This window comes from Isoptericola sp. NPDC057559, assembly GCF_042801555.1.
GTDB lineage: Bacteria > Actinomycetota > Actinomycetes > Actinomycetales > Cellulomonadaceae > Isoptericola.
The window spans coordinates 1-18,110 of record NZ_JBHVFQ010000014.1 but is presented as its reverse complement, the minus strand read 5'-3'; the positions used below and the strand labels follow the sequence as shown (position 1 = coordinate 18,110).

General features: G+C 76.1%; 14 protein-coding genes and 1 pseudogene. 11 read left to right on the top strand and 4 right to left on the bottom strand.

The genetic code is table 11. The features are described 5' to 3' along the window. Positions 1-126: 126 nt before the first annotated feature. From ACFU5J_RS13980 to ACFU5J_RS13955, 6 genes and pseudogenes are all read left to right on the top strand, one after another. Positions 127-831: pseudogene (locus ACFU5J_RS13980) on the top strand (ABC transporter substrate-binding protein); the annotation flags it as partial. 92 nt (positions 832-923) lie between these two features. Then, positions 924-1,448, top strand: coding sequence for an extracellular solute-binding protein (locus ACFU5J_RS13975; RefSeq protein ID WP_430579105.1), 525 nt, complete (start codon positions 924-926; stop codon positions 1,446-1,448). A gap of 86 nt (positions 1,449-1,534) precedes the next feature. Continuing rightward, entirely contained in the window at positions 1,535-2,509 is a 975-nt protein-coding gene (locus ACFU5J_RS13970; RefSeq protein WP_430579104.1) for a carbohydrate ABC transporter permease, read from the top strand. Between the two features lie 2 nt (positions 2,510-2,511). Then, positions 2,512-3,438 carry a carbohydrate ABC transporter permease gene (locus ACFU5J_RS13965; protein ID WP_430573892.1) on the top strand — a complete coding sequence of 309 codons (927 nt, stop codon included), beginning with the start codon at positions 2,512-2,514 and terminating at the stop codon, positions 3,436-3,438. 71 nt (positions 3,439-3,509) lie between these two features. Then, positions 3,510-4,544: a LacI family DNA-binding transcriptional regulator gene (locus tag ACFU5J_RS13960; protein WP_430579103.1), complete on the top strand. Its 1,035-nt coding sequence runs from the start codon at positions 3,510-3,512 to the stop codon at positions 4,542-4,544. A 1,048-nt stretch (positions 4,545-5,592) separates the two neighbouring features. Further along, on the top strand, positions 5,593-6,471 hold the full coding sequence (locus ACFU5J_RS13955; RefSeq protein ID WP_430579102.1) for an alpha/beta fold hydrolase: 879 nt from the start codon (positions 5,593-5,595) through the stop codon (positions 6,469-6,471). 7 nt (positions 6,472-6,478) lie between these two features. Here ACFU5J_RS13955 and ACFU5J_RS13950 read toward each other — a convergent pair whose 3' ends face one another. After that, complete coding sequence (locus ACFU5J_RS13950) at positions 6,479-7,858, bottom strand: pyridine nucleotide-disulfide oxidoreductase (RefSeq protein WP_430579101.1); 1,380 nt, start codon at positions 7,856-7,858, stop codon at positions 6,479-6,481. A gap of 110 nt (positions 7,859-7,968) precedes the next feature. On the opposite strand from ACFU5J_RS13950, the gene ACFU5J_RS13945 reads away from it, so the two are divergent. After that, positions 7,969-8,727, top strand: a complete 759-nt coding sequence (locus ACFU5J_RS13945) for a MerR family transcriptional regulator (protein WP_430579100.1) — start codon at positions 7,969-7,971, stop codon at positions 8,725-8,727. 499 nt (positions 8,728-9,226) lie between these two features. Here the strand turns inward: ACFU5J_RS13945 and ACFU5J_RS13940 are convergent, their stop codons facing one another. Continuing rightward, on the bottom strand, positions 9,227-10,180 hold the full coding sequence (locus tag ACFU5J_RS13940) for a hypothetical protein (protein ID WP_430579099.1): 954 nt from the start codon (positions 10,178-10,180) through the stop codon (positions 9,227-9,229). 78 nt (positions 10,181-10,258) lie between these two features. Here ACFU5J_RS13940 and ACFU5J_RS13935 point away from each other — a divergent pair, with 78 nt between their 5' ends. After that, on the top strand, positions 10,259-10,753 hold the full coding sequence (locus ACFU5J_RS13935) for a heme-degrading domain-containing protein (RefSeq protein ID WP_430573900.1): 495 nt from the start codon (positions 10,259-10,261) through the stop codon (positions 10,751-10,753). 88 nt (positions 10,754-10,841) lie between these two features. Beyond that, positions 10,842-12,380, top strand: a complete 1,539-nt coding sequence (locus ACFU5J_RS13930) for an amidohydrolase (protein WP_430579098.1) — start codon at positions 10,842-10,844, stop codon at positions 12,378-12,380. 85 nt (positions 12,381-12,465) lie between these two features. Here ACFU5J_RS13930 and ACFU5J_RS13925 read toward each other — a convergent pair whose 3' ends face one another. Then, a complete protein-coding gene (locus ACFU5J_RS13925; RefSeq protein ID WP_430579097.1) occupies positions 12,466-14,133 on the bottom strand; it encodes a glycerophosphodiester phosphodiesterase in 1,668 nt (555 codons plus the stop codon). A gap of 132 nt (positions 14,134-14,265) precedes the next feature. On the opposite strand from ACFU5J_RS13925, the gene ACFU5J_RS13920 reads away from it, so the two are divergent. Together ACFU5J_RS13920 and ACFU5J_RS13915 are read left to right on the top strand one after the other, a co-directional pair. After that, positions 14,266-14,610, top strand: a complete 345-nt coding sequence (locus ACFU5J_RS13920; RefSeq protein ID WP_430579096.1) for a TraR/DksA family transcriptional regulator — start codon at positions 14,266-14,268, stop codon at positions 14,608-14,610. A gap of 32 nt (positions 14,611-14,642) precedes the next feature. Continuing rightward, positions 14,643-15,272 (top strand): uridine kinase, encoded by a 630-nt coding sequence (locus ACFU5J_RS13915; protein ID WP_430573904.1) that lies wholly within the window; start codon positions 14,643-14,645, stop codon positions 15,270-15,272. A 15-nt stretch (positions 15,273-15,287) separates the two neighbouring features. On the opposite strand, the gene ACFU5J_RS13910 is transcribed toward ACFU5J_RS13915, so the two are convergent. Beyond that, positions 15,288-18,110, bottom strand: a 2,823-nt coding sequence (locus ACFU5J_RS13910; RefSeq protein WP_430579095.1) for a hypothetical protein, incomplete at its 5' end; no start/stop codon positions are given.

Sequence of the window (18,110 nt, the reverse complement as noted above, 5' to 3'; positions counted from 1 at the left end):
ACGAAACCCGAAGTTGACAATCGCTCATCCCGTGCGGCTACTGTGACCGTGCACAGCCACACTGTCGTGAGTCGCCCGGGCCTCCGCCCGCGGCGGCGGTGCGATGGTCCTTGACGAGGAGGAGTCATGCGCCTGTCCACAGGCACCCGGATCGCGGCCCTCGCCGCTGCCACCGCGCTGGTCGCGTCCGCCTGCTCCGGCGGCGGCGACGACGCCGGCTCGGACGGCGCGTCGGCCACGGGACCCGTCGAGCTCACGTTCTGGACGTGGACCCCCAACATGGAGAAGGTCGTCGACCTCTGGAACGCCGACCACCCCGACATCACCGTCACGGTGAACAAGCAGGACGGCGGGGACCCCGCGGTCACCAAGCTGCTCACCGCGATCAAGGCCGGCTCGGGCGCGCCCGACATCATGCAGGCCGAGTACCAGAAGATCCCGCAGCTCGTGTCCTCGGACGCCCTCGCGGACCTCTCCGGCTCCCTGGGTGACGACGTCGCCGGGCACTTCGCCGACGGCGTCTGGAACGCCGTCACCCTCGGGTCGGACGCCGTCTACGCGGTGCCGCAGGACTCCGGGCCGATGCAGTTCTACTACCGGGCCGACATCTTCGAGAAGCTCGGCATCGACGTCCCCACCACCTGGGACGAGTACGCGGACGCCGCCCGGAAGGTGCACGAGGCCGACCCGAAGGCCTACCTCGGCACGTTCTCCGCGAACGACGCCGGCTGGTTCTCCGGGCTCACCCAGCAGGCGGGCGCGTCCTGGTACGGGATCGACGGCGACGCCTGGTCCGTGGACATCGACTCCGACGCCACGACCAAGGTCGCCGAGTACTGGGGCGGCCTCGTGGAGGAGGGCGCCATCGACAACAAGCCGATGTACACCCCGAGTGGAACGCCGCCCTCAACGACGGCACCCAGGTGGGCTGGCTGTCGGCGATCTGGGCCCCGGGCGTCCTCGAGGGCAACGCCGCCGACACCGCCGGCAAGTGGAAGATGGCGCCCATGCCCCAGTGGGACGCGGCCGCGCCCGCGACCGGCGCCTGGGGCGGCTCGGCGACCGCCGTGACGTCGCAGTCGGAGCACCCGGAGCAGGCCGTCGAGTTCATCACGTGGCTCAACACCGACCCGGAGGCCGTGCAGGCGCTCGTCGACGAGACCGGGATCTACCCGGCCGACGTCCCCGCGAGCAGCACCGTGCTCACCGACCCGCCGGAGTTCTTCTCGAACCAGAAGGACTTCTACGAGATCGCGGCGCAGACGGCGCAGACCGTGCAGCCGTTCACGTACGGGCCGAACATCAACGTCGCCTACTCCGCGTACAACGACGAGTTCGCGAAGGCGACCAAGGCCAAGAAGGCCGGCGCGTTCGTCGACGCCGTCGACGCGATGCAGAAGATCACGCTCGACGACCTGAAGAACCAGGGCTTCAACGTCGACGAGTGACGTCGCGGGCCGCCCGGGCCGGTAACAGCACCCCCGGGCGGCCCTGCCACGCCGTCCGGGCCCGCACCCACCCGAGGGAAGCAGAGATGACCACGTCCACCGTCGCGCCGCCGGGCGGCCGCACCGCACCCCCGCCGGTCCGCACCACGGGCCCGAGCACCTCGGGCCGCCGCCGGCTCGCGCCGTGGGGGTTCCTCGCGCCCGCGATCGCGCTGTTCGTCCTCTTCCTCGCCCTGCCGATCGGGTACGCCGTGTACCTGTCGTTCCGGACGGAGAAGGTGAGCGGGCTGGGACTGGGATCCGGGTCGCGCACCGAGGTGTGGGCCGGGCTGTCCAACTACGCGTCCGCCCTCGGCGACCCGGAGTTCCTCGCGTCCGTCGGCCGCGTCGCGCTCTACGGCCTGCTCGTGGTGCCCACGATGCTCGGTCTGGCCCTGCTGTTCGCGCTGCTGCTCGACTCGCGCCGGGCGCGGGCGCGCACGTTCTCGCGGACGTCGATCTTCCTGCCGTACGCGGTGCCCGCGGTGATCTCGTCGCTGCTGTGGGGCTTCCTCTACCTGCCCGGCGTCAGCCCGTTCTACGACCTGTTCGACGCGCTCGGCTGGGACGTGCCGTCGCTGTTCGAGGGCGACCTCGTCATGTTCGCGGTCGCGAACATCGCGGTCTGGGGCGGCACCGGCTTCAACATGATCGTCATCTACACGGCGCTCAAGGCGGTGCCGTCGGAGCTGTACGAGGCCGCGGAGCTGGACGGCGCGTCGCAGGTGGCCGTCGCGTGGCGGATCAAGATCCCCATCGTCACGCCGTCGATCATCATGACGGCCGTCTTCTCGATGATCGCGACCCTGCAGGTGTTCGCCGAGCCCACCACGCTGCGGCCGCTGAGCAACTCGATCTCGACCACCTGGACCCCGCTGATGAAGGTCTACCGCGACGCGTTCACGCGCGGCGACCTGTACTCGGCCGCCGCGACGTCGGTGATCATCGCCGCCGCGACCTTCGTGCTCTCGTTCGGCTTCCTGCGGCTCGTGCAGGCCCGTGCCTTCGGTCAGGAGAAGTGACGATGACGACGCTGACCAGCCCGCTCCCCGCCGGCACGCCCGCGGCCCCCGACGCGCGAGGGCGCTCCGGGAGCCCGCGCCGCACCTGGCGCGGCGCCGGCGCGCGCCCGTCGCCCGTGGCCACGGCCGTGCTGCTGCTGGGCGCGCTCTACTGCCTGCTGCCCGTCGTGTGGGTCGTCGTGGCCTCGACGAAGTCCGGGTCGGAGCTGTTCTCCACCTTCACCTTCGCGCCGTCCACGCACCTCGCCGAGAACGTGGGCGACCTCGCCGCCTACCGCGACGGCCTCTTCTGGCGCTGGATGCTCAACACCGCCCTGTACGCCGGCGTGGGTGCGGCGCTGTCCACCCTGGTGTCGGCCATGGCCGGGTACGGGCTCGCGAAGTACACCTTCGCCGGCAAGAACGCCGTGTTCAACGTGCTGCTGGCCGGGGTGCTCGTGCCCGCCATCGTGCTCGCCATCCCGCAGTACCTGCTGCTGGCCGAGCTCAACCTCACCAACACCTACTGGTCGGTGCTGCTGCCCAGCATCATCAGCCCGTACGGCATCTACCTCGCCCGGATCTACGCGGCCGCCGCCGTGCCCGACGAGGTGGTCGAGGCCGCCCGCACCGACGGCGCGAGCGAGTCGCGCACCTTCTTCCAGGTCGCGGTGCCCATGCTCGTGCCCGGCCTGGTGACGGTGTTCCTGTTCCAGTTCGTCGCGATCTGGAACAACTTCATGCTGCCGTACATCATGCTCGGCGACGACAAGCTCTTCCCGATCACCGTCGGCCTGTCCGGCCTGCTCAACCAGGGCGCCAGCCAGCCCGCCATGTACACCCTGGTGATCACGGGCGCGCTGCTGTCGATCCTCCCTCTCGTGGCGCTGTTCTTCGCCCTGCAGCGGTTCTGGCAGGTGGACCTCGCCGCCGGAGCGGTGAAGTCGTGACCACCCGTCCTCGCCCCGCGCGGGCCGCCGCGGGCCGGGCGGGTTCGACACGGGTCAATACACTCACCGACGTGGACGGAACGGGTGGGCACGGGTCCGACGACGGCCGGGCGAAGCGCCCCACGATCCGCGACGTCGCGGCCGTGGCAGGGGTGTCGCGCGGCACGGTCTCGCGGGTCATCAACGGTGGGCACTGGGTCTCGCCCGACGCGCGCACCGCGGTGGAGGAGGCGATCCGCGCCACCGGGTACCGCGCCAACCCGCACGCGCGCTCCCTGGTGACGGGGCGGGCCAACTCGGTCGCATTCCTCCTCACCGAGGAGCAGCACCTGCTGTTCGAGGACCCGAACTTCTCCCTGCTGCTGCGCGGCGCCACCCACGCCGCCGCCGAGCGGGAGATGCCCATGGTGCTGCTCGTCGCCGGCACGGCGGAGGAGCGGCGGCGGGTGGCCCAGTACCTGGAGGCGGGGCACGTGGACGGGGTGCTGCTGATCAGCTCCCACCGCGGCAACCCGATGATGGGGGAGCTGCTGCGGCACGAGATCCCCACCGTGGCGTGCGGCGTGCCCCTCGGGTACGAGGGGAAGGTCGGCTACGTCGCCGCCGACGACCGCTCCGGCGGCCGCACCATGACGCAGCACCTGTGGGACTCGGGCCGGCGACGCATCGCCACCATCACCGGCCCCATGGACACCCCGGGCGGCGTGCTGCGGCTCGAGGGCTACCGCGACGTGCTCGGCGACGCCTACGACGCCGGGCTCGTCGCGCACGGCGACTACTCCCGGGAGAGCGGCCGCCTCGCGATGGCGGAGCTGCTCGAGCGCCGGCCGGACGTCGACGCCGTGTTCGTGCACTCCGACCTCATGGCCGCCGGGGCGCTCGTGGCCCTTCAGGCCGCCGGCCGCAGCGTGCCGGACGACGTCGCCGTCGGCGGGTTCGACGACTCCGGGGTCGCCGCCCAGCTGCACCCGCCGCTGACCACGATGCGCCAGCCGTACGAGCGCATCAGCGCCGAGATGGTGCGGTTGCTGCTCGAGGTCGTCGACGGCCAGGAGCCCGCCGCGATCACGCTGCCCACCTCGCTCGTGGTGCGCGAGTCGGCCTGAGCGCCACGCCCACGGCGTCGCGGCCGGTCCCGCCGGGGCCACCGGTCAGTCCCACCAGGCGCGGTACCAGGGCTCGCCGCCGCCGTCCCCGGCCCCGGGGGACCGGGTGTCGGCCCGGCCGGCCCCCACCACGGGGTGATCTCGTCGGGCGGCGCGTGCATGTCGTCCACGCCGAGGGCGACCAGCGTCGCCATGACGTCGGTGCACTCGCACCCCTGCTCGTGCCGGCGGTCGATCCGCAGCGAGCGGTCGGAACGCAGCAGCACCGCGGTCACCGTGATCCGCTCGTCGCAGCGCAGCGGACCCACGACGTACCCCTGCGCGCGCACGCGGTCCGGGTGGCGCACCACGGCACGGAGCACCGCGCCGAGCGTGGGGCCGAGGTTCTGCCGTTCGGTCGCGAGCTCCTCCTCGTCGAGCCGGTCGAGCAGGCCCGCGGCGACGCGGGCGTCCAGAGCCGCGAACGGGTAGTACCCGGGCGCCGCGTTCGGTCCGAGGACGGGCTGGAGCAGCACGTCGAGGCCGTCGTCCAGCAGCCGGCCGTGCGAGCCGGGGCAGCCGGCTCCCGGGCCGTCGTCGTGCCGCGCGCCGGGCCGGGTGGCCAGGTCCCGCTCCCGGGTCCACGCGGTGCTCAGGTCGACCAGGTCGGGCGGGGTGAACCGCGCCACGGGCCACGCCGGCCCCCGTTCCGGTGCCGGTTCGACTGCCGGTTCGACTGCCGGTTCGGGTGCCGGTTCGGGCGCCGGTTCGGGTGCCGGCCCGGGCGTCGTCGGCGGGGTGGGCGGCGCCGTCGTGACGGGCATGGCGGGCTCCTTCGGTCCGGTGGCGGACGCCCGGCCGGGCGTCCGACGTCGAGCCTGGCGCCGCGGCTCCCGCCCCGGCCGGCCGCCCAGCCGGCCTGTGGACGGGCCGAGCCTGGGGGCAGGTTCCGGGCCCGGCGCGGTGCGCCGACGTCGTGCCTGGTCAGCACCGATGAATTCCGGCCTGGCGAGGTGTCTCACCCTCAGCACAGGATGGACCCACCCCTGCCGGCCTCGGAGGCCCCACCATGAGCGAGCTCACCACCCACACCCTGGACGTGCCGGGCGCCGTCCTCACCTACGACGTGCGCCTGCCGGCCACCCCCGGCCCGCACCGGCCGGTCTTCGTGCTCGGCTCCCCGATGGGGGCGTCCGGCTTCGAGCAGCTCGCCGCGCTGCTCGACGACCGCGCCGTCCTCACCTACGACCCGCGCGGCATGGACCGCAGCACGCTCGCCGCCGACGGCGAGGTCTCCGTCGAGATCCACGCCGACGACTTCCAACGCGTGCTCCAGGCGGCGCGCGCGCTGGTCGGCGACGGGCCCGTCGACGTGTTCGCGTCGAGCGGCGGCGCGGTCAACGTGCTGTCGTGGATCGTCGAGCACCCCGACGAGCTCGGCACCGTCGTCGCGCACGAGCCCCCGCTGTGGGCGCTGCTCGAGGACCGCGACCTGCAGCGCCGGGCCACGCAGGACATCGTCGAGACGTACCAGCGCGACGGGTTCGGGCCGGCGATGGCGAAGTTCGTCCAGCTCTCCATGCAGGACGCCCCGCTCACCGAGGACTACTTCTCCCAGCCCGCTCCCGACCCGGCCATGTTCGGCATGCCCACCGAGGACGACGGCTCGCGCGACGACCTCCTGCTGAACGGCAACATGAGGTCGTTGCCCTGGTTCTCGCCCGACCTCGACGCGCTGCGCGCCACCAGCGTGCGGCTCGTCCCGGCGGTCGGCGAGGCCGGCCCCGGCACGATGCCGCGGCGCGGCGGCGAGGCGCTGGCCGCGGAGCTCGGCCTGGACGTCGTCGTGTTCCCCGGCGACCACGGCGGGTTCACCGTCAACGAGTGGTCGCCGCACAACGACCCGGCGGCGTTCGCGGCCGCGCTGCGGGAGGTGCTGAAGGGCTGACGGGCGCTCAGGCCGGGGCGGCGCCGAGCCGCTCCAGCCCGGCGATCCCCGCGGCGGCGTGCTGCGTGTAGCGGGCCACGGCGTCCCGCACCTCGGGGCGCGCGGCCTCCTCCGGCGGCACCCGCGCGGGGTTGAGGAGCACCGAGTGCGCCCACTGCGCGACGTCCGGCTCCCGCATGAACCGGGCCGTGCCGCGGGCCCCGCGCGCCTGCAGCGCGCTCCAGTCGGTGGGCGTGCGCCAGTAGGGCGTCGGCGGGCAGAGGGCGTTCTTCTCCTCGTCGGACCGGTCGTGCCGGGTGCCCTCCACGTAGCCGACCAGGGCCGCCGCGAAGCAGGGGAACCCGGCCCGCACCGCCTGCACGGTCAGGTGCTCGCCCCAGATCGGCACCGGCGGCGGCTGCGGCAGGCCGTAGGCGGCGCAGTGGACGACGACGGCGCCGCGCGGCACGGCGACGGCGCCCTCGTCGAGCTCCAGCTTGCCGGGCGTCACCCGGTGCAGGTGCCCGCGGCGCACCACCTGCGCGACGGTGCGCAGCAGGTCGAGCTCCCACCGGCCGAGCGTCGGCGTGCGCGCCATCCGCGGCCGCACGCCCTGGTCGATGCGCACCATGATCCCCTCGGCCTCGAGCCGCACGAACAGGTCGTCGGCCGACGACGCCACCTCCGCGGCGGCCATGAGCGAGCCGGCCATCGCGAGGAACACCGCGGGGTCGGGCTGGATCACCGCGCGGTCGAACATCCACGGGTCGGCGGACCGCACCCAGGTGATCGCGTCGGGGTCCAGGCCCTGGCGCAGCAGCCACACGATCGCGTCGGTGGCGGTCTTGCCCGCGCCCACGACGACGTACGCGTCCGCCTCGACCTCGCCCACCCCACCCGCGGGGACCACGCGGGCGCCGTCCTCGACGTCGAACGGCGGCGGCGACAGCGCCGGGATCTCGGGCGCGAGGAACCGCGCGTCGACGACGCGGCGCCGCACGGCGACGTCCACCTCGCGGCCGGTGGCGAGCTCGACGAGCCGCCCGTCGTGGTACTCGTGCCCGCCCAGCAGCGTCACGCGGTCGGTGGGCAGCAGCCGGTCGGCGAGCACCCGCGCGTAGTAGTCGCAGATCTCCGGGCGGGTGGCGCGCTCGTGCAGCCCCACCTCCGGGCCGTCGGTCTGCACCCGCCCGCCGCCGAGCCGCGTGGAGGCCACCCCGTACAGCTGCGACGCCTGGTGCAGCCGCACGTACGGGTACGCGTCGAGCCAGTGCCCGCCCGGAGCCGTGCGCCGGTCGACCAGCGTCGCGTGCGCGGTCGGGTCGTGGTCGACGAGGGCGTCGACGAACGCCATCCCGGCCGCCCCGGCGCCGACCACCAGGTAGTCGGTCTCGACCGAGCGGGCCATGCTTCCAGTGACCCACCGGGCGGGGTGCCGGTCAACGCCCGGCGAGGGTGATCTCCCGGCGCCGGCGCACCCCTTGCGGTTGACGCGACGTCAACCTCTACGGTCGAGACATGAACCGCTCCATCCAGGACGTGGCCCGCCTCGCGGGCGTCAGCAGCCGCACGCTGCGGCACTACGACCAGATCGGCCTGCTGCCGCCCTCGGGCACCGGGGCCGGCGGGCTGCGCCACTACGACGCGGCCGCCGTCGTGCGGCTGCAGCGCATCCTGCTGCTGCGCGACCTCGGCCTGCCGCTGACCGACATCGGCCGGGTGCTCGACGAGCAGGCCGACGAGGCCGGCGCCCTGCGCCGCCACCTCGACCAGCTGCGCGCCGAGCAGGACCGGCTGGCGAGGCAGGTGGCGTCCGTGGAGCGGACCGTGACCGCGATCGAGAAGGGAGAACAGCTCATGGCCGAGGACATGCTCGACGGTTTCGACCACACGCAGCACGAGGAGGAGGTGACCGAGCGCTGGGGCGCCGACGCGTACGCGAGGAGCGACGCGTGGTGGCGCGGGCTCGGCGCCGCGAAGCAGCAGGAGTGGAAGGCGCGCACGAAGGAGCTCGCCGAGGCCTGGGGCGAGGCAGCGCGCCGCGGCGTCGACCCGGCGTCGGACGAGGCGCAGGCGCTCGCCGCGCGGCACGCCGCCTGGCTCGGCGGCATCCCGGGCACGCCCGGCGCCGAGCGGGGACGCCCGACGAAGGAGTACGTCGTCGGGCTGGCCGAGATGTACGTGGCCGACCCCCGCTTCGCGAAGAACTACGGCGGCGACGAGGGGGCGACGTTCGTGCGCGACGCCCTCGTCGCCTACGCCGAGCGCGAGCTCTGATCCGCGAGGTGTCAGGGTGCCCGCGGCGCATGTCCGGCGCGCACCCTGGCACCTCGGCGGGTGGGAGGATGCCCCGGTGAGCGACGACTGGGCGGCGCAGCGCACCGAGGCGGCGCGGGTGCAGGCGGAGCGCCTGCGCGCGCGGCAGGACGCCGAGCACGGGCAGGCGGAGGCGCTGCTGCAGCAGTTCGTCCGCGCGGCGGCCGACGCCGGGCTCGAGCCGGAGAACCTGCAGGTCAAGGGCTACGGCGGGCGCGGCACGGCGCGCACCTCGCTGCGCGGCTGGTACCTGCGCCACGACCGCACCGCCGGCGTCACGACCGACGGCACGTTCTACGTGCTCACCGCCCCGCTGACGCTGGTCGACCGGGTGCGGGGGGCGCGGGTCGAGCCGGAGCGGCCGCCGCTGGTGCTCGGCGCGGGCGGCAAGGACGGCAGCTCCATCGACCTCGTCGACGCGCTCGAGCGGCTGCTCCCCGGCTGGCGCGGCGCCGCGACGTCACCGGGTGCGGGTCATCGCCTCGCCCACGGGCCCGGCGACCTCCGGCAGCGCGAGGTAGCCGGCCCACGCGCCGTCGTCGAGCCGCACGGCCGCCGCGTGGTAGCCGGGCGCCCGGTTGTCCACCCGCAGGACGTCGATCGCGGGCGACCCCGCCGGGAGCGGGAAGACGGCGGGCGTGAGGTCGCGCAGCGCGAGCAGGTCGCGGGGATCGCGGGCGCTCACCCACCGGCGCACGCCCGCCGGGAACGCGAGCGGCGCGCGGGCCTGCAGCGCCTCGCGGATCGCGCGGACGCCGAGCGGCGACCCCGGCGTGAGCAGCAGCGGCACCTCGGCACCGTCCGCCCTGCCGGCGAGCACCGAGTACGCGACCACGCTGCCCAGGGAGTGCGCCACGACGACGGCCGGCTCGTCCCCGGCCAGCGCGGCCGCGAGCCCGTCGTCGATCACCCGGCGCACGTGGTCGTCGTGCAGGTAGGCGTACACGTCGCGGGTGAGCGTGAGCAGGACGGCGGCGCTGACGCCGGGCACGTACCGGTCCACCAGCCCGAGCGTCGCGACGACGGCCTCGGCGAGCGCGTCGCCGACCGCCCCCTCCGCCACCACGGGCGACGCCTCGTCCTCGGGCCCGCGGCCCGCCCCCGCGAGCACCTCGCGGGCGACGTCGAGCACGAACCGCAGCTCGCCGTCCGGCAGGGCGGGCAGCCCCGCGGGCCCGACCGCGGGAGCGCCGGCTTCCAGCGCGTGCACCGTGACGGGCGGCGGCGCCGCGCCGCCGACCAGCGCCGCGAGGGTGTCGCCGTAGTAGACGAACGACGACCCGGCGTCGGTGGGTCGGAACGACGACCCGGCGGCGGCCAGCCCCGCGGCCGTCGCCCCCAGCCACTGGGCCTCGAGCGTGTCGGGGTCGTGCCCGGCGAGGTCACGGCCGTGGACGAGCACCAGTCGGGTCACGCGGCGAACCTACCGACCGGCGCGGCCCCGGCGGGACGGCGCGCCGCAGCCGCCGCCGCGCCGTGCGACGCTGGGCGCATGGTGGACACGGGGAACAACGAGGACGTCGCGGCCCTGGTCGCCGAGGTCGAGCAGCAGGAGCGCGAGCTGGTCCTGACGCGCTTCTCGCACGACGACGCCTGGCAGCTCGGCTGCCTGCTGATCGAGCTCGCCACGGAGCGCGGCCTGGCGGTGACGGTCGACGTGCGCAAGGGCCCGCAGCAGGTGTTCCACGCCGCGCGCGAGGGCACGACGCCGGACAACGACACGTGGGTGCAGCGCAAGGTGCGGGTGGTGGAGCGGTTCGGGGCGTCGTCGTTCCTCACGGGCCTGCGTGCCCGGGCCAAGGGCGACGACTTCAACGCCAAGCACGGCCTGCCGCTGCAGGAGTATGCGGCGCACGGCGGTGCGTTCCCCGTGCGGGTGGACGGCGTGGGGGTCGTCGGCGTCGTCACCGTCTCGGGCCTGGCGCAGGCCGACGACCACGCGCTGGTCGTCCAGGCGCTGCGCGTGCACGCCGCCGGCGGCGCCTGACCCGCGCCGCCTGACCCGCGCCGCCTGACCCGCGCCGCCTGACCCGCGCCGCCTGACCCGCGCCGCCGCGGGCGTCTACGGTGGCCCCGTGTCCGCGCTGCTCCTGACGAACGCCCGCCTCGCCGGCCGCCCCGACCGGCCCGTCGACGTCCTGCTCGACGGCGGCCGCGTGGCCGCCGTGACCCCGGCGGGCACGCCCGCGCCGGTCCCGGTCTCGGCCCTCCCGGAGCAGGTGGACGTCGACGGCCGCACCGTCGTCCCGGGGCTGTGGGACGCGCACACCCACCTCACGCAGTGGGCGATGGTGCGCCAGCGCCTCGACGTGTCCGCCGCGACCAGCGCCGCCCACGCCGCCGCCCTCGTGCGCGACCGCCTGGACCGCGCCGCGCCGCCGCCGGACGGGCTGCCGCTGGTGGGGTTCGGCTTCCGCTGGGCCACCTGGCCGGACGAGCCGACCGCCGCGGTGCTCGACGAGGTCGCCGGCGAGGTCCCGGTGGTGCTGCTGTCGGGCGACCTGCACAGCGCGTGGGCGTCGACGGCGGGCCTGCGCTTCCTCGGCATCGCGCACCACCCCACGGGGCTGCTGCGCGAGGAGGAGTGGATGCCGGCCAGCCCGCGCATCGTCACCGTCGACGACGCCGTGGCCGACGCCCTGGTGGCGGAGGCCGCGCGGGCCGCCGCCGAGCGCGGCGTGGTCGGCATCGTCGACTTCGAGGTGGCGGACAACCTCACGGCCTGGCGCCGCCGGGTGGCGGGCGGCTGGGACGGGCTGCGCGTGCGCGCGGGAGTGTGGGAGCAGCACCTGGAGGCGGTGCTCGACGCCGGGCTGCGCGCGGGCGACGTCCTCGGGGAGCCCGCGGGCTCCGACCTCGTGACGCAGGGGCCGCTCAAGGTCATCAGCGACGGGTCGCTCAACACCCTCACCGCGTTCTGCTTCGACACCTACGCGGGCGTCGCCGGCCCGGACGCGCACGGCATCCTCAACATCGCCACCGACCAGCTCGCGCCCCTCATGGCCCGGGCGCACGCGGCCGGTCTGCGCTGCGCGATCCACGCCATCGGCGACCACGCGAACTCCCTGGCCCTGGACGCCTTCGAGGCCTCCGGCGCGCGCGGCTCGGTGGAGCACGCCCAGCTGCTGCGCCCGGCCGACGTCGCGCGGTTCGCGGCGCTCGGCGTCACCGCGAGCGTGCAGCCCGAGCACGCGATGGACGACCGCGACGTCGCCGAGGAGCTCTGGCCCGGCCGCACCGCCCGCGCCTTTCCGCTGGCCGAGCTGCGGGCGGCGGGGGTGCGGCTCGCCCTCGGCTCGGACGCGCCCGTCGCACCGCTCGACCCGTGGACGGCGCTCGCCGCCGCGGTCACGCGGTCCCGCGACGGCCGGGAGCCGTGGCACCCCGAGCAGCGGATCGACGCGCGGGCGGCGCTGGAGGCGTCGGTCGACGGCCGGCCGCTCGACCTCGCGGCCGGCGGCCCCGCGGACGTCGCGATCCTCGACGGCGACCCGCTCGCCGCCGGCCCAGCCCCTGGTGGCCCCGACGACGCGCCCGCCCTCGCCGACGCGCTGCGCGCCACCGTCGTCGCCGGCACCCTCGTCGCGGGCCGCTGGACGCACCGCGCCCTCTGACGACCCGCCGGGGCACCCTTCGAGCACGGGATCCGTGTCGCCAAGAGCCGTCGTGGCGGCACGGATCCGTGCTCGAAGGGGGCTGTCAGCCGCGGAGCCCGGCGATCTCCGCGAGCAGTGCGTCGCGCTGCTCGGCGTCGTCGACGTGCCGGGTCACGACCCGCTCGAGGCGGTCCCAGTCCTCGCGGGCGAGGGCGGAGAACAGCTGCTGCGCCTGGCCGGTGGACAGGTCGAGCGCGGCGAGCCGGGCGAGCAGGCCCGGGCCGGGCTCGGGCTCCGGGTCGGCCTGGCCCTGCGCCGCCTTCCAGCCGACGAACGCGCCGGGCCGGTTGGTGATGACGCCCTCGACGCCGAGGTCGGCGAACGTGGCCCAGTCGCTCGCGGAGTCGACGGTCCACACGAAGACGGCGACGCCTGCGGCGTTGAGGTCCGCCACGACGGACGGGCGCGTGGCGAGCGCCGCGCCGGACGGGTTGTAGTACGTGGCGTGCAGGCGCTCCGCAGTGGCGACCGGGTCGGCGTCGAGGCTGCCGCGCAGCAGGCCGAGCGGGATCTGCGGTGCCCGGTCGTAGGCGAACCGCAGCGCGTCCTCGTCGAACGACTGCAGCACCACGCGGTCCTCCAGGCCGGCCGCGGTGATCATGTCCACCGTGCGGTTCACCTCCGCGCGGGTCTCCGGCCCCTTGATCTCGAGGAGCAGGTCGGAGCCGCCGGTCTTCATGAGGTCGAGCACCTGCGCGAAGGTGGGCACCCGCTCGCCCGCGAACGCCGGGCTGAACCACGAGCCGGCGTCGATCCCGCCGACGTAGGACGACGGCAGGAACGCCACGTCGCCGGTGCCGTCGGTGGTGCGGTCCACGGTCTGGTCGTGCATGACGACGGGGACGTCGTCGGCCGTGGTGTGCACGTCGATCTCGACGTACTCGGCCCCGGCCTTCATCGCCGCGGCGTAGGCGGCGAGCGTGTTCTCCGGGTTGACCGCCGAGTAGCCGCGGTGCGCCGCGGTGACGGGCAGCGCGCCGGGCTCGTTGACGACGGGGCGCGGCTCGATCTCGGTGACCACGACGTCGTCGATGCTGACGCGCGCGCCGTCGGCCGAGAAGCCGAGCACGCCGTCCGAGGTGCGGCCGATGTGGCCCTCGAGCACCTCCTGGCCGTCGTAGACCCAGGTGGCGTGGTTGCCCCGCACCTCGACGGCGATCCGCACGTCCTTGCCGACGCCCGCGTCGGACGGGGCCGCCGCCGTGGCCGGCACGTTCCACGCGTTGCCGGCGGTGCGCTCGGCGATCTCCAGGCCGTTGGTCGCCGTCGTCGTCGCGCGCATCGCGGCCTGCCACCACGGCGCGGCCCCCGACGGCGCGACGTCGAGGACCGGCGCGAGCCACCGGGAGGCGTTGTTCACGGCGTCGAAGCGGACGGTGGCCTCGAGCCGGTAGTTCTCCAGGTGCGGGCCGAAGGTGATCCGCCCGATCGCGGCGGGCTCGCCGACGAGGCGCCCGTCCCGCACCGACCACTCGCCCGCGGCGGCCTGCCAGCCGTCGGGCAGCGCGCCGTCGGCGACGTCGTCGAAGTCCTGCGCGTACGCGACGTCGCCGGCCGCGGACGCGAGGGGTGCGGCCGTCGCCACGGGCGGCGCGACGGCGGTCGCGGCGACCGACGCGACGGACACGCCGGCGGCGAGCGCGAAGGCGAGTGTGGCGGAGACGGTGCGCGTCCCCGGGGGTGCGAGCAGGGCACGGCGGTGAGCGGTCATGGGTGGTCCTCCGGTCGGTTCCTGGTGGTTTCCCGGGGACCGTAGGAAGGCCGGGTGTCCGGCCCGGGGGCGGCGGGGTGGCAGGCGGGCGAAGGCCCGACGAACTTCCGGTGCCGGTGCGAGACTGCCGGGATGACGGGTGCGGGCGGTGCGGAGGCGCGGCTGCGGGCGCGGCTCGCGGAGGTGGACGCCCGCCTCGCCGCGCAGCGCAGCGCGGTGGCGGGGATCGTCGAGTCGGCCCGGGACGCGAACGTGGACGACGAGCACGACCCCGAGGGCGCGACGCTCGCCTGGGAGCGCCAGCAGGCCGCGGCGCTCGCGGCCGGCGCGGAGGCCGAGCGGCACGAGCTGCTCGCGGCGCTCGACCGGGTCGCGGCCGGCACGTACGGCGTGTGCGAGGTGTGCGGCCGCCCGATCCCCGCCGCGCGGCTGGCGGCGCGGCCCGCCGCGACCCGTTGCGTCGAGCATGCGCGCTGACCCCCCACGAGTCGGGGTGGCAGCATGGCCGGGTGCGCGTGGAGCCCGTGACCCCGGAGGGTGTGGTGGAGCACGTCGTGGCGCGCGTCCTGGAGCGCGCGGCCGACGGCGACCGCCCGGTGCGGGTGCTCGTGGACGGGCACCCGTCCACGCGGCCGGAGGCGCTGGCCGACGCGCTCGCCGAGCCGCTGCGGGCGGCGGGCCGGCCGGTGGCGCGCGTGCGGGTGCGCGACTTCCTCCGGCCCGCGTCGCTGCGCCTCGAGCGCGGGCGCCGCGACCCCGACGCCCTGCTGGAGGAGTGGATCGACGTCGGCGGGCTGAACCGCGAGGTGCTCACCGCCGTGGTCGCGCGCGGGCGCTGGCTGCCCACGCTGCGCGACCTGGCCACCGACCGGGCCACCCGCGCCGCGTACGTCGACGCCGCGCCGGGCACCGTCGTCGTGCTGGACGGCTCGCTCGCCGTCGGGCGCGGGCTGGACGTGGACCTCGTCGTGCACCTCGCGCTGCGTCCCGCCACCGAGACGCGGAACACCGCGCTCGACGACGCGTGGACGCTCGCCGCCTACGGGCGCTACCGCCGTGAGGTGCAGCCCGAGCGGCGCGCCGACGTGGTGGTCCGGGTGGACCACCCCGACCGCCCGGCGCTGGTGCTGCCCGGCTGACCCGCGCCGCGCGGATCAGGCGCGCGGCGCCCGGGCGTCGAGCGTGAACGACGCCGCGACCTCGAGCACCCCGCCGGCTGGCACGACGGCGCGCACGCGGACCACGCCGAGCGGGAGGCCGGTGGGGTTCGCGTCCGCGACCGCCGTCTCGACGGTGCCGCCGGCCGGCACGGGCAGCGTGAGCGTCGGCGACCCGGGCGCGTCCCAGCGCAGCCGGACCGCTCCGTCGCCGTCGCCTTCGCCGTCGACCGGAGCCGCCGGGACGCGGCGGACGTCGCGCAGCCACCGGTGCCCGAGGTCGTCGGCGGCGTCGCCGGCGGGCACCGCGACGAGCCCGGCGGGGCGCGCGCCGTCCGCGAGCACGGTCCCGTCCCCGTGGAAGACCCACTCGACGACGGTCCCCGCGGCCGCGGTCACCGTGGCGACGTCGGACCAGCCGCCGGGCTCCAGGGCGAGCGCGCGCCGCACGGTGCCGGGGCCCCACGACGCCTCGGCGACCAGCCGCCGGTCGTCGGCCTCGACCAGCGCTCCCGCCAGGTCGGGCTGGCGCAGCCCGTCGAGGATGACGAGGTCGTGCGCCACCGGCGACCGCATCCAGTCGGTGATCTCGGCCCCGTAGCCGCTGGTGCCGAGGTCGAGGCTCGACCAGCCGCCCGCGGTGCCGACGTCCACGGCGAGCTTGTCGTGGTGGTCGTGCCAGCCGGACGGCGGGCCGAACCGCAGGGCGAGGCGCACGTCGGGCGAGCGCAGCACGCCGATGCCGGCGTGCGGCCACACGAACGACCCGGGAGCGCTCGCGGGCACCGCGGCGACGTCGTCGGGCCCGTGGACGAGCGCGGCGACGCTGCCCCGGCCGGTCAGGGGCGCCGACGGGCCGTGCGTGTGCTGGTTCGCGAACCACAGCTGCACGGGGGCGGTGCGGGGGTGCGCGTAGAACGGGGCGAGGGCGACGGGGTGCCCGGGCAGCAGGGCGGCCGCGGCCTCGGCCTGCTCGGCGAACGTGCCGACGAAGCAGTCCGGCCAGCCGTCGGCGTAGGCGGGGACGCGGCCGTCGTCGTACGCGAGCCGCGCCGGGGCGGACACGGCCCGGGACAGCCGGGCGGCGGCCTCGTCGGACAGGCCCGCGGGGCCGGCCGCCTCCACGTAGGAGAGCAGCGCCGTCACCGTGTAGTAGTGGTAGTGCGGGTTGACCTCGAACCACAGCCCCTCGGGGCCGAAGCCCTCCCGGACCTGCGCCTCCGCCCCGAACTCGCCGTCGCGGCACGCGGCGAGCAGGGCGGCGTCGCCGGTGCGGACGGCGCACTCGGCGAGCGCCGCCAGCAGCCAGCAGTGGATGTTGTGGATCATCCCGAGCTGCGGCCGCAGCAGCGCCGCGACCTCGCCCGCCAGCCGGGTGGCCGCCGCGGAGGCCTCCGGGGAGAGGGCGTCGCCGGCCCAGCGGGCCGCCCGCAGCAGGCCGATCGCCCAGACCGCCTCGTCGAGGTTCTGCGGCTGCACGCGGCCCGTGCCGACGTTCGCCCCGTGCGGCGCGTACGACCCGTAGTCGCGGGCGTACCCGACCAGGATGCGGTCCAGCCCGGCGGCGGCGGCCCGCGCCTCGGCCGGGTCGTCGGACAGCCGGGCGAGCAGCGCCGCCCGCTGCGCCTGCGCGGCCGCCATGCCGTGCATGCGGGTGCGCCACGCGCCGTCCCACGGCTCGCCGGCGTACTCCCGCCCGCACGCGGTGCACGCGTGCCGCCCCGGGCTCGCCGGGTCGAACAGCAGCGGCGCTCCGTCGTCGCCGCAGAAGTAGTGGTGCGACCACGCCGAGTCCGCGCCCGGCGGTGGCACGGCCAGGCGGTCGCGCCAGTGGTCGTGGTCCGCCCGGACGGCGTCGAGGACGGCCCGGGCCCACGACGCGTCGTCCACCCGCCGCCGCACCGCCGCCCAGTCGGGGACGACGGCGGTGCCGGGCGCGACGGGCGGGGCGTCCGGCGTCGCCAGGTCGAGGCGGACCCGGACGGGCCGGTCGGCGGCGACGTCGCGCACGACGTACCGCAGCCACCACGTGTCGTCCGCGGCACGGTCGGGCTCGACGGCGGCGAGCTCGGCGCCGGTCACGACGGCGTCGAGCCCGGGCACGCGCCAGCCGTCCGCGGCGAAGGCGTCGGCCGTCGCGCCGGGCGCCCGGACCTGGAACGCGAGCGCGAGGTCGCCGCCGTCGTGCCGCGCGCAGGAGAGGCGCAGGGCCGGCCCGTCGGCGCGCGCGTCCACCGCGAGGTCGCTCACGAGCCGCGCCCAGCCGACGTCGGGCCCGGCGTCGTCCCCGGTCGCCGTCCCGTCGACCCGCCAGTGGAGCGTGGCCGGGTGGAACTGGTCGCCCAGGTGCCCCCGTTCGCCGCCCACGTCCTCCGCGCCGACGAGGAGCCGGTCGCCCACCCACGACGTGGCCACGCGGCGCGGGTCGCGCGCCACCACCTGCTCGACCTGGCGCTCGCCGCGGAACCCGTCCAGGTGCGCCCGCGCGTCGTCGGGGACCTCGGCCCCGAGCACCGCGACGAGCGGCCCGAGGGCGAGGTCCCAGGCGTGCGGGAACGGCCGGTCGGTGGCGGGGAACGGGGCGGCGTCGTGGCCCGCGGCGGCCCACACCCACAGCCCGATGCCCGAGGCGTAGCGCCGCAGGTCCATGCCGTAGCTGCGGTCGTAGGGGCCGGCGAGGTTGCGCAGGCCCGCGTGGTAGTGCGCGGCGGTGTCCCGCCAGAGGGCCGCCTCCAGCTCGGCGCCCCCGGCGCGCAGCAGCGGCAGCCGCGCGTACCGGCGCCACAGCGCGAGCGCGACCAGGTCGATGCCGTAGTAGGT